Raw genomic sequence first — 12,812 nt, 5'->3', positions numbered from 1 at the left:
GAGCGGTGTTCACCGGCTTCTCGATGGCCGGCTACGGCATGACCAAACACCATCTGACGCATCGGGAACCGGGCTGGCGCCGCCGGCTGGCGATCAACCTGTCCGCGGCGGTGCTGTCGACGATCGTGGTGGGCATCTTCGCGGTGGCGAAATTCACCGAGGGCGCCTGGCTGGTGGTCATCGTGTTCCCGCTGCTGGTGTTCATGCTGACCCGGCTCAACCGCGAATACCGGGCCGAGGCCGCCATTCTCGAGATGTTCCGCACCGATCGCCCGGAGCTGGTGAAGTACGCGCGGCACCGGGTGTTCGTGTTCGTCGACTCGGTCGATCTGGCGGTGATCGAGGCGCTGCGCTACGGCAGGGGGTTGCGGGCCGACGAACTGATTGCGGTGCATTTCATGGTCGACCCGGCCCACGCGGCGCTGCTGCGAAAGCGTTGGGACCATTTCGAACTCGACACCCCGCTGCGCATCGTGGACTGCCCGGACCGTCGGATCAGCCGGGCCGCGCAGCTGCTGGTCGCCAAGGCGCGTGACGAGAACGCGCGCACCAATGTGACGGTGCTGCTGCCGCGGCGAACCTTCGCCCGGCTGCTGGGCCGCGTGCTGCACGACCGCACCGCCGACAAGATCGCGCGAGCGGTCAGCCTGATTCCCGACGCCGCGGCGACGATCGTGCCCTACGACGTCGAATCGCGGATCAGGGAGGCCTACCCCGACACCTTGGAGCAGCGGATCGGACAGGGGATCGACAAGCTCGAGGCGTGGGTGTCCCAGGACGAAGACCGCAAGGTCGACGCCTACGAACACCCGCAGCGACCGCGATCGGTGGTCATGGTGGCCGGCCTGATCTCGGGGCAACGCGCCAGCGTCGAAGGCCGGGTCAGCGAGGTCGAAGACGTCACCACCCGAGGCCGCACCCACCGACAGATCGTCATCGGGGACAGCACCGGCGAAATGACCGTCACCTTCCGCCCGGGCCACGGCGGCGCCGACATCCAGCCCGGTCAGGTGCTGCGGATCACCGGGAAGGCCCGCCAGACCGGCACCCGGGCCATCTCGATGGTCGATCCGGCCTATCAGGTCATCGAGAACCCCGCGAACGACACCGAGTCCGAAGAGTCCGAAGAGACCAGCGCCACGTAACGACCCGCGAAATCGTGAATTGCCTTGTGCGTGAGTCGGTTTCGATGATCCCGCCCGCCGGCTCTCGACGACGGGTGGCGGCCGGATGTCGCGGCGCCCGGTGGGCCGGGATGGGCGCAATTACGCAGTCGCGGCGCGGCTTTCGCGGCCCCTCGGCCGTCGCGGTCCGTTTTCGCAAGGCCGACCCGAAATTGTTTACTCCCGCTAAGCTGACCTGGTCCGAAGCTAAACTGACATCTGCATAATAGGCGCCTCAGAGATCGGGCAAGGATAGGGGACTCGCACTTTGCGTGCCGTGAACGCCACACCGGTCGCCGTCATCGGGATGGCCTGCCGGCTTCCCGGCGGGATCGACTCCCCGCACCGCCTCTGGCAGGCGTTGCTGCGCGGTGACGACTTCGTCGGTGAGATTCCCGCCGACCGGTGGGACGCCGACCTGTTCTACGATCCCGAACCCGGCGTGCCCGGCCGATCGGTGACCCGGTGGGGGGCGTTCCTGGACGACGTCGGCGGCTTCGACTGCGACTTCTTCGGGATGACCGAGCGTGAGGCCATCGCTATCGACCCGCAGCACCGCCTGCTGCTCGAGACGTCGTGGGATGCCGTCGAGCATGCCGGCCTGGACCCCGCGTCGCTTTCCCAATCGCAGACCGGGGTGTTCGTCGGCCTGACCCACGGTGACTACGAGCTGCTGTCCGCCGACTGCGGCGCGGCCGAAGGGCCGTACGGATTCACCGGCACGTCCAACAGCTTCGCGTCGGGGCGAGTCGCGTACGCCCTCGGGCTGCACGGCCCGGCGGTCACCGTGGACACGGCGTGCTCGTCGGGGCTGATGGCCGTGCACCAGGCGTGCGGCAGCCTGGGCAGCGGCGAATCCGACCTCACCCTGGCCGGGGGCGTGGTGGTGACGCTGGAACCGCGCAAGTCCGTCACCGGTTCGCTGCAGGGCATGCTGTCCCCGACCGGCCGCTGCCACGCCTTCGATGTGCACGCCGACGGCTTCGTGTCGGGCGAGGGCTGCGTCATGCTGTTGCTCAAGCGGCTCGACGACGCCCAGCGCGACGGCGATCGCATCCTGGCCGTGCTGCGCGGCACCGCGGCCAATCAGGACGGTCGCACCGTGAACATTGCGGCGCCCTCGCCAACGGCTCAGGTCGCCGTCTACCGCAAAGCCCTGCAGCTCGCAGGCGTCGACGCGGCCACGGTCGGCCTCGTCGAGGCGCACGGCACCGGCACTCCCGTCGGCGACCCGATCGAATACACCAGCCTGGCCGCCGTGTACGGCGTCGGCGGTGCCTGCGCCCTGGGATCGGTGAAGACGAACTTCGGCCACCTGCAGTCGGCCTCGGGGCCACTGGGCTTGATCAAGGCGATCCTCGCGCTGCAGCACGCCGTGGTACCGCGGAATCTGCACTTCACCCGGCTGCCCGACGAGATGGCCCGGATCGAGACCAATCTGTTTGTGCCGCAGAGCAATACGCCATGGCCCGGCAAGGGTCACCCGCGCCGTGCCGCGGTGTCGTCCTACGGGATGTCGGGCACCAACGTGCACGCCATAGTGGAACAGGCACCGGAACAGGCGCCGGCCCAGGCGGCGGACGAACCGCGAGGGCCGCTGCTGTTTCCCCTGTCGGCCACCTCCGCCGAGCAACTGCGCGTGACGGCAGCCCGCCTGGCGGCCTGGCTCGACGAGCACGGCGCTGCCGACGGCGAATGTGGCTCGTTTCTCAGGGATCTGGGTTACACGCTGTCGCGGCGGCGCGCGCACCGCCCGGTGCGTACCGTGCTCTCGGCCGGCACCGTCGACGAGTTGGGCGCCCAGCTGCGCGCGGTCGCCGAGAGCGGCATCCCGTACCCGCCCGCGGTGGGGCAAGGCGACCGCGGACCGGTGTGGGTCTTCTCCGGCCAGGGTTCGCAGTGGCCGAAGATGGGCGCCGAACTGCTGGCCAACGAGCCGGTCTTCGCCGCGACGATCGCCGCCATCGAACCGTTGATCGCTGCGGAGTCGGGCTTTTCGGTCACCGCGGCCATGTCGGCACCGGAGACGCTGACCGACATCGAGCGGGTGCAGCCAACGCTCTTCGCGATGCAGGTCGGGCTCGCCGAGACGATGAAGTCCTACGGCGTGCGTCCCGGCGCCGTCATCGGGCATTCGCTCGGCGAATCCGCGGCCGCCGTCGTCGCCGGCGGGTTGTCGGTGGCCGACGGTGTGCGCGTGATCTGCCGTCGCTCGAAGCTGATGGCGCGGATCGCGGGCAGCGGCGCGATGGCATCGGTGGAGCTGCCGGGCCAACAAGTGTTGTCGGAACTGTCGATTCGCGGCATCTCCGACGTCGTGCTGTCCGTGGTCGCGTCGCCTACGTCGACCGTAGTCGGCGGCGACGCCCCGACCATCCGCGATCTGGTCGCGGCCTGGCAAGAGCAGGACGTGCTGGCGCGCGAGGTGGCGGTGGACGTCGCCTCGCATTCGCCGCAGGTGGACCCGATCCTCGACGAGCTGGTCGCGGCCCTCGCCGGCCTGCAACCGATGACGCCCGAGGTGCCCTACTATTCGGCGACGCTGTGGGACCCGCGCGAGCGGCCCTCGTTCACAGCTGACTACTGGGCCGAAAACCTGCGCTACACCGTGCGATTCGCGGCCGCTGTGCAGGCCGCCCTCAAGGACGGCTTCCGCGTCTTCGGTGAGCTGGCGCCGCACCCACTGCTGACGCACGCCGTCGAGCAGAACGCCGGCAGCCTGGACATGCCCATCGCCGCCCTGGCGGCCATGCGCCGCGACCAGCAACTGCCAGTCGGCTTGCGCGGCGTCGTCGCCGACGTGCACAGCGCGGGCGCGGTGGTCGACTTCTCCGTCCGATACCCGACGGGTCGCTTGGTGGATGCCCCCCTGCCGACGTGGACGCATCGCCGGTTGATGCTGAGCCGCGAGGCCAATGAGCACGCACGCGGCGCCCCGGTCCAGGCCGTACACCCCCTGCTCGGTGCGCACGTGCACCTACGGGAGGAACCCGAGCGCCACGTCTGGCAGGGGGAGGTGGGCACCGACGCCCACCCGTGGCTGAGCGATCACCAAATCCACGGTGTCGCAGCGTTTCCCGGCGCGGGCTATTGCGAGATGGCGCTCGCGGCCGCTCGCGCGGCGCTCGGCGAACGCGCCGAGGTCCGCGACGTCAAGTTCGAACAGACACTGCTCCTGGCCGGCCAGACGCCGGCCTCCTCGGCCGCCACACTGGCCGCCCCAGGTGTTCTCGACTTCACCGTGGACACCCACGAGGACGGTGAACGCATCCGCCGGGCCAGCGCGGTGCTGCGCGCCCTACCCGGCGACGACGCGGATTCACCCGGGCCTGCGCAGCCGCCCGCGCACGACCTGGCAACGCTGATCGCCGCCCACCCATCCCGCCTGGACGGCGCGGAACTGCGAAAGGCGTTCGACGCCGTGGGAATTCAATACGGCCCGGCGTTTTCGGGGCTGGCCGCGGTGCTGGTCGCCGACGGGGGCATCACCACGATGCTGGCCGAAGTCGCGCTGCCGGGCGCGATCCGATCGCAGCAGCCGGCCTACACCGCACACCCGGCGTTGCTCGACGCGTGCTTCCAGGCGGTCGTCGTATCGCCCGAGGTGCAACAGGCCGGCGCCGGCGGTCTGCTGTTGCCGGTCGGGGTGCGCAGACTGCGCAACTATCACTCGACGCGCAACGCGCAGTACTGCCTGGCCCGGGTCACGTCCTCGCGCCCGGGCGAGTGCGAGGCCGACCTCGACGTGTTGGACCAGTCCGGAACGGTGCTGTTGAGCGTCGAGGGGCTGCGGCTGGTCGGCGGCGCCTCCGAACACGAACACGCCCGGCGACTGCTCAACGAGCGGCTGTTGACCATCGACTGGGAACCCAAGGAACTGCCCGACGCGACGCAGACCGAACCGGGCCGCTGGGTGCTGCTCGGCGCGTCAGACGGGCCCGACCCGTTCGCGACGCGGCTGGCAGAAGTCTTGAATACCGATGGCGGGCAATGCGTCTCGGTGTGTGATCCCGTCGGGTCCGCGGACACCACACGGCTGCGGGCGCTGTTGTGCGGCGGTGGGCAGCCCGCCTCCAACGGCCACGGGCCGCTGAAGGGGCTCACCGGCGTCGTCGTGGTGGCATCGGATGGCGCCGCGGGCGATCCGCAGGCGGGGCGGCGCGGCCGGGACTACGTGTCGCACCTCGCGGCCGTCGCCCGTGAGCTCTCGGAGCTGCCCGGGGAGTCGCCGCGGCTGTATCTGGTGACCCGAAACGCGGCCACCGTGACCGCCGGTGATGTGGCGAACCTGGAGCAGGCCGGGCTGCGCGGGCTGATGCGGGTGATCGACTCCGAGCACCCGCATCTGAGCGCCACCCAGATCGATGTGGACGACGCGACCGACCCCGAACGGGTTGCGCTGCAGCTGAACAGCGGCTCGGCGGAAGACGAGACCGCCTGGCGTGGCGGCCAGTGGTACGCCGCGCGGCTGCGGCCCGGCCCACTTCGCCCGGCCGAGCGGCGCACCACCGTCGTCGATCACGAGCGGGACGGCATGCGCCTGCAGATCCGCACTCCCGGTGACCTCGAATCGCTGGAGTTCACCGCGTTCGACCGGGTGCCGCCCGGGCCGGGGGAGATCGAGGTGGCGGTGACCTCGTCGACCGTCAACTTCGCGGATGTCCTTGTCGCCTTTGGGCGCTATCCCACGCTCGAGGGCTACCAGCAGCGGTTGGGCGGTGACTTCGCCGGCGTGGTGACCGCCGTCGGACCGGACGTCACCGAGCATCAGGTCGGCGACCGTGTCGGCGGCATGTCGCGCAACGGGTGCTGGGGCACCTTCGTCATCGCCGACGCCCGGCACGCGGTCACACTGCCGCCCGAGGTGCCGCTCGAAGACGCCGCCGCGGTGCCCACCGCGGCCGCGACCGCATGGTACGGCCTGCACGACTTGGCCCGCATCTCGCCGACCGACAAGGTGCTCATCCACTCCGGCACCGGCGGCGTCGGCCAGGCGGCCATCGCGATCGCCCGGGCCGTGGGCTGTCAGATCTTCGCGACCGCGGGCAGCCCGCAGCGTCGGAAACTGTTGCGGGACATGGGTATCGAATACGTCTACGACTCACGCAGCACGGAATTCGCCGACCAGATCCGCACGGACACGCAGGGATACGGCGTCGACGTGGTGCTCAACTCGCTGCCCGGCGCCGCGCAACGCGCGGGAATCGAACTGCTGGCCGTGGGTGGGCGCTTCATCGAGCTCGGCAAGCGTGACATCTACGGCGATACCCACTTGGGGCTGTTCCCGTTTCGTCGCAATCTGTCGTTGTTCGCGGTCGACCTCGCGCTGCTGACTTTCAGTCACCCGCAGACGGTTCGGCGTTTGTTGAGCACCGTGTACCAGCGCACCGCCGCCGGCGAACTGCCGATGCCGAGCACCACGCACTATCCGATTCGCGACGCCGCCGCCGCGGTGCGCCTGGTCGCCGCCGCCGGGCACACCGGCAAGGTGGTGCTGGACGTGTCGCGGGCGGGAAGCAGTGTGGCCGTCGTGCCGCCGGACACGGTGCGGCCGTTCCGGTCCGACGGCGCCTACATCATCACCGGCGGCATCGGCGGGCTGGGCTTGTTCCTGGCCGGCCAGATGGCCGCGCGCGACGCGGGTTGCGGGCGAATCGTGCTGAACTCGCGTTCGCAACCCGACGAGCGGGCGCGCGAAGCGATCGAGCGTCTGCGCGCCGCGGGGGCCGACATCGCGGTGGAGTGCGGTGACGTCGCCGAGCCGGAGACGGCCGAGCGGCTGGTGGCGTGTGCCACGGCCACCGGACTGCCGGTTCGGGGGGTGCTGCACGCGGCGGCGGTGGTCGAGGACGCCACTTTGGCGAATGTCACCGACGAGCTGATCGATCGGTGTTGGGCGCCAAAGGCTTACGGCGCGTGGAACCTCCATCAAGCCCTGCGGGAGGAAGACACCGGGCGGGCACTGGACTGGTTCTGCGCGTTTTCGTCGGCCGCCGCGCTGGTGGGCTCGCCGGGGCAGGGCGCCTACGCCGCGGCCAACAGCTGGCTGGACGCATTCGCCTACTGGCGCCGGGCCCGCGGTCTGCCGGCCACCTCGATCGCGTGGGGGGCGTGGTCGGAGGTGGGCCGCGCGACGGCGCTGGCCCGGGACGCCGGCATCGCGATCGCACCGGCCGAGGGGTTCCGCGCCTTCGAAACGCTGCTGCGTCACGACCGCCCGTACTCGGGCTACGCGCCGATCATGGGGACGCCCTGGCTGGCCTCCTTCGCCCAACGCAGCCGCTTCGCCGAGGCGTTCGGCTCGTCGGCCCACGGCAAACCGGACGCCGGCAAGTTTCTCGCGGAGTTGCGGGCGCTGCCGCGCGAGGAGTGGCCGTCGGCCATTCGGCGGTTGGTGTCCGGCCAGATCAGCCTGCTGCTGCGGCGCACCATCGATCCGGACCGGCCGCTATCCGACTACGGTCTGGACTCGCTGGGCAACTTGGAGCTGCGGACCCGCATCGAAACCGAAACGGGTGTGCGCATCAGCCCGACGAAGATCACCACCGTCCGCGATCTGGCCGAGCACTTGTGCGACGAGCTGGCCGATCTGGAAGCCGCGCCCTCAGCGCCCTGAGCCGCCCACGCGTCGCGGGCGAGGCGGGTAAATAAAATTCCGCCGGTCTTTACCCTTCCGCCGCGCCCCATCGGGCCGCCGCGATCGTCGGCCGGGCCGGTCGAACGGGCGCGATGCGGTGGTGCTTGCCGGATCGCCGCAGCACAGCGCGAAACTCTCCTAAGTTGACCATCTTTACTTGTGGACTGGTTCTGATCCGGATTGATTGATAAACAATATGGTGACGGTGTGTGGCCAGGATCGATGCGGCGGGCGAGAATCCGTGCGCACGCGTCCATGCGCGCGGGGCGGAACGTTGTGAACAGGAGCTGGGAATGGCCAACAACATCACGTGGCACGAGCATCAGATAAGCCGCGCCGAGCGCGAGAGCCTCAATGGGCACAAAGGCTGCGTCATCTGGTTCACCGGGCTCAGCGGCAGCGGCAAGAGCACCGTGGCCAACGTCGTCGAGCAGAAGCTCTACGAGCGGGGCATCCGCAGCTTCCTGCTGGACGGCGACAACGTCCGCTACGGGCTCAACGCCGGACCGGAACTGCTCGAAGAGCGGCACGGAACGGAGTTCGCGAAGCGGTTCGGCCTTGGTTTTTCCGCCCAGGACCGCGAGGAGAACATCCGCCGCATCGGCGCGGTTGCGAAGCTGTTCTGCGAGTCCGGCGTGATCGCGTTGACGGCCTTCATCAGCCCCTACGTGCGCGATCGCGACGCCATCCGGGCCACCCTGAACGACGGCGATTTCCAGGAGATCTTCATCGACACCCCGATCGAGGTTTGCGAGCAGCGCGATCCCAAAGGCCTCTACAAGAAAGCCCGGGCCGGCGAGATCAAGGGGTTCACCGGGATCGACGACCCCTACGAGGCTCCGGCGCAGCCCGAGCTGCGCCTCGAAGGCGGCAACAAGGACGCGGACACGCTGGCCGAGGAAGTGATCGCCCATCTCGAGCGGGTAGGCGTCATCTCGGGAGCGGTCCGGAACGCTTAGCGGACGGGTTCGGCGACGACGGCGTCGGGAGCCGTCCACCGCACGGACAACCGCTGATTACGCGAAACGAGGTCACTTATATGAGCTACCAAGGTCATAACGGCAAGCCGATCGTGGAACGAGTGTCCACCGAGAATGCGGCGAGCCGGATCGACGGGTTGCCGCGCGTCCCGATCTCGAAGGCCACCGCGCACGAGGTGATCAGCCTGTCCTACGGCTTCTTCACCCCGCTCACCGGGTTCATGGGCCGGCGCGAAGTGGATGGCACGCTGGACGACTTCCAGCTACCCGACGGCACGCTGTGGAGCATCCCGATCGTGTTCGATCTGTCCGCAGAAGACGTCGAGAAGTTCGGGGTGAAGGAGGGCGAAAGCGTCGTCCTCGAATATCTCGACGCCCCGATGGCGCTGTTCGAGGTCTCCGAGATCTACCAGTACGACTTGCAGCGGATGGCCGAAAAGACTTATGGCACTACCGATTCCCGGCATCCGGGCGTGAAGAAGACATTGGCCTATGCGGATCGTTTCATCGGCGGCGACATCACGCTCATCAACGAGCCGGTGTTCAACGAGCCCTTCAAGAGCTTCTGGCTCACGCCGCGGCAGCACAAGGACGCGCTGGCGAAAAAGGACTGGAAGCGCGCCGTCGCCCATCAGACCCGAAACGTTCCGCACACCGGCCACGAGGCGTTGATGAAGCAGGCGTGGCTGGCGGCCAATGAGGACCAGCCCGTCGACAGCCTGAACACGGGCGTGCTGGTCAACGCCATCATCGGCCAGAAGCGGGTCGGGGATTACATCGACGAGGCGATCCTGTTGGCGCAGAACGAGTTGCGGACCAGCGGATATTTCCGCGAGGAGGTCCACCTGGTGTCGTTCACGCTGTGGGACATGCGCTACGCGGGGCCGCGGGAGGCCATCTTTCACGCGATCCTGCGGACGAACCTGGGCTGCACGCATCACATGTTCGGGCGCGATCATGCGGGCGTGGGCGATTTTTACCACCCCTACGATTCCCAGAACATCCTCAAGCAATATCGCAGCGAGCTGGGGATCAAACCGGTGTTCCTGCGGGAGAACTGGTACTGTCCGGTGTGCCAGGAGGTCACCAATTCGGCCCTGTGCGGTCATGACGATCAGTCACAAAGCTTCAGCGGCAGCCTGATTCGAAGCATCCTGACCGACGAGGTCAAGCCGACCCAGAAGGTGATGCGGCACGAGGTGTTCGAAATCGTGATGGACAGCGCCGCCAAGTATGGCCAGGGTTCGCCGTTCGTCACCGAGGAGTACCTCAAGGACAGACTGCCGGTCTTCACGCTGAACCAATTGGAGAACTCATGAGCACCGCCGAGAAGAAGATCAAGGTCAACGTCTGGATCAACGAGGAACGGTTGGAAGCCCTGGCGAATGCAGGAATGGCGGACCGGGCCATCGAGGCGTTCGCCGGCATGAAGCTGCTCGAGATCTACACCACCGAAGAGCAGAAAGATGCTCTCCTGCAGCGCTTTCCGGGAGCCAAATACGACTCGGCCACCACTCGCTCGATCGAGCTGCTGCCGAAGCAGGTCAAGGACAGGCTGCTCGAGCTGTCCATCAAGTTGCACTCCAACGGCCCCGATGTGGTGGGTCACTTCCTCGGGGAAGCCCAGACGGCCAACAGCCAGTAGGGCTAGGCGTCCAACCGGGCGAACCGTTGGCGACGGTACTGCTCGACACATGCCGCGCGCCGGATCTTGCCGCTCGTGGTGGTGGGAATCGATCCCGGTTCCACCAGCACCAGATCGGCGACGTTGAGCCCATGTGACTTCGAGATCGCCGCGGTGACGTCGTTCTTGACGACGTCGAGCCGGTGGCGCGCGTCCTCGTCGGATTCGCCGCGCTTGCTGAATTCGATGATGGTGACCAGCTTTTCGGTCTCGTCGACCGGGACCGCGATCGCCGCGACCCGGCCGCCGGTGATCCGTTGCACCGTCGACTCGATGTCCTCGGGGTAGTGGTTGCGGCCGTAGACGATCAGCAGGTCTTTCATCCGGCCCACGATGAACAGTTCGTCGTCGCAGACGAAGCCGAGGTCGCCGGTGCGCAGCCACGGGCCCTCGGGGACGCCGGGCGGCGGGTCGGCCAGGACGCCGGCGAAGGTGCGCCGGGTTTCCTGCGGCTTGCGCCAGTAGCCGTCGGCGACATTGCCGCCGTTGACCCAGATTTCGCCGACCGTTCCGGCCGCGCATCCGGTGCGGGTGTCGGGGTCGACGATCCGCACCGACGGCGACGCCGGCGTGCCGTAGCTGAGCAGCGGTGTCCCGGTTTCCGCCGAGCACGGCTGCGCGCTGCCCTCCGACAGCCGCTCCGGTTCGAAGTGGACGACGCGCGGGCCGCCGGCCCTGGCCCGGCTGGCCACATAGACGGTCGCTTCGGCCAGGCCGTAGGACGGCTGCATCATTTCTTCGCGAAAGTTGTACGGGGCGAACCATTTGCAGAACCGGTCGAGCGTGGCGGGATGGATCCGCTCGGCGCCGCTGACGATGCTGATGACGTTGCCCAGGTCGACTCCGGCCAGGTCCGCCTCGGTGGTCTTGCGGACCGCGAGCTCGAAGGCGAAGTTCGGGGCGGCCGAAAAGACCGGATTGGGTTGGGACATCGCGTGAATCCAGCGCGCTGGGCGTTGCAGGAACGCGACCGGGCTCGTCACGTCGCCCAGGTAGCCGCCCAGGATGGGTGCGATGACGCCCTGCATCAAACCCATGTCGTGGTAGAACGGCAGCCAGGACACGCACACGGTGTCGCGCGGGGCCACGCCGTTGAAGTCGGGGAAGTACGCGGCCATCAGTTGCGCGAAATTCGCCGCAAGATTGCGGTGCGACACCATCACCCCGGCCGGAACACGCGTGGAGCCCGACGTGTATTGCAGGTATGCGATGTGCGGGTCGCCGCTGATCCGGATGCCCGTCGACGGCGATAAGTCCGAACCCGGCGCATCGACGGCGATGACCGTCGGGGCGGGGTCGGCGGTGGCCGAGTCCGTGCGGTGCACACACTCGTCGACGGCCGCGGCGGCCGCGGCCGTGGTGAGGACGACGGTGGGCGTGGTGTCGGCCAGGACGGCGGCGACGCGCTCGTCGTGTGAGCCCGGCTGCGGCACCGAGAGCGGGACCGCGATGAGCCCGGCCTGTATCGCGCCCAGGAACGCCACGATGTAGGACAGGCCCTGGGGGGCCAGGATGACGGCGCGGTCCCCGGTGCCGGCGTGCCGCCTCACCTCGTGCGCCACGGCCAGGGTCCGCCGATACAGCTGTCCCCACGTCAGGGTCTCGGTGACGCCCGCCCAGTCCTGCTCGTAATCGGTGTACCGGAACGCCAAGTCGTCGGGTTGCAGGCCGGCGCGCTCCCGTAGCAGGCCGACAACCGACGAACTTTGCATGCGGGCTAGGTTACCGCCTCGGGCTTTTCGCGCCGGCCGATCGCACGGGGCGGTGCTGTGGGTCCGGGCCGCAGCGCTCGGTGCGAGCCAAAAGGCCGATGTTCCTTAGGATTTCGATGCTGTCGGATCGGGGCTCCAGGTACCCGGCAGCAACGGCATGCGCGGCCTGTCGTCGAGCTCGTCGACGGCCACTGCGCTCACTCCGGCCGGTCCGGTGGCGGCCCTGGTGGCGATGGTTCCGGCGAACCCCATCGCCGGCGCGGGCCGGTCGGAGGCCGTCGACGGCTCGGGCTCGAGATCCAGGTACTCGTACCCGCGGCCGAGTTCGGTGACCTTGACCCGGTGCCGGCGCGTCTTCGTCGTCTCGTCCTGTGGCAGCGCCACCGCCTCTTCTCCGGCCGCGTCGGCCGCCGCCGCCCGGCGCGCCCGGGCGCTGGTGCTCGCGGCCCTGCGGGCGTCCGCGGTCAGGCCACCGACCAGGTAGCCGAGGCTTTGCATCGCCGCCACCGGCGGGCCCGCCGGTGTGGGCGGCGGCGCCCCGGGCGTGGCCGGCGCGGATGTGGCGGCCGGCGCGGAGGCCGGGGCGGGAGCCGGCGCTCGTCCCGGTGGCGCTGGCACCCACCCCGCCTCCCACGC

Annotated in this window: 5 protein-coding genes and 2 pseudogenes; 5 read left to right on the top strand and 2 right to left on the bottom strand. The window is 68.9% G+C overall.

Annotated features, from left to right (window positions below; translation table 11 throughout):
* From A5624_RS08550 to A5624_RS08530, 5 genes and pseudogenes are all read left to right on the top strand, one after another.
* A pseudogene (locus tag A5624_RS08550) lies at positions 1 to 1,145 on the top strand (DNA-binding protein); the annotation flags it as partial.
* 286 nt (positions 1,146 to 1,431) lie between these two features.
* A complete protein-coding gene (gene pks2 / locus A5624_RS08545; RefSeq protein ID WP_066864555.1) occupies positions 1,432 to 7,779 on the top strand; it encodes a type I polyketide synthase in 6,348 nt (2,115 codons plus the stop codon).
* Positions 7,780 to 8,093: 314 nt separating this feature from the next.
* Positions 8,094 to 8,759: an adenylyl-sulfate kinase gene (gene cysC / locus A5624_RS08540; protein WP_066864560.1), complete on the top strand. Its 666-nt coding sequence runs from the start codon at positions 8,094 to 8,096 to the stop codon at positions 8,757 to 8,759.
* An 80-nt stretch (positions 8,760 to 8,839) separates the two neighbouring features.
* The gene (gene sat / locus A5624_RS08535) at positions 8,840 to 10,099 is read left to right on the top strand and encodes a sulfate adenylyltransferase (protein ID WP_066864552.1); all 1,260 of its coding nucleotides are present in this window, start codon (positions 8,840 to 8,842) and stop codon (positions 10,097 to 10,099) included.
* Entirely contained in the window at positions 10,096 to 10,425 is a 330-nt protein-coding gene (locus tag A5624_RS08530) for a hypothetical protein (RefSeq protein WP_066864550.1), read from the top strand. The genes sat and A5624_RS08530 overlap by 4 nt, the downstream gene beginning before the upstream one ends.
* A gap of 2 nt (positions 10,426 to 10,427) precedes the next feature.
* Here the strand turns inward: A5624_RS08530 and fadD21 are convergent, their stop codons facing one another.
* A complete protein-coding gene (gene fadD21 / locus A5624_RS08525; protein WP_066864548.1) occupies positions 10,428 to 12,176 on the bottom strand; it encodes a fatty-acid--AMP ligase FAAL21/FadD21 in 1,749 nt (582 codons plus the stop codon).
* Between the two features lie 105 nt (positions 12,177 to 12,281).
* Positions 12,282 to 12,812: pseudogene (locus A5624_RS08520) on the bottom strand (hypothetical protein); the annotation flags it as partial.

It is taken from the genome of Mycobacterium sp. 1482292.6, assembly GCF_001672995.1.
In the GTDB taxonomy this organism is placed as follows: Bacteria; Actinomycetota; Actinomycetes; order Mycobacteriales; family Mycobacteriaceae; genus Mycobacterium; species Mycobacterium europaeum_A.
This window is presented reverse-complemented; position numbering and strand designations above follow the sequence as displayed.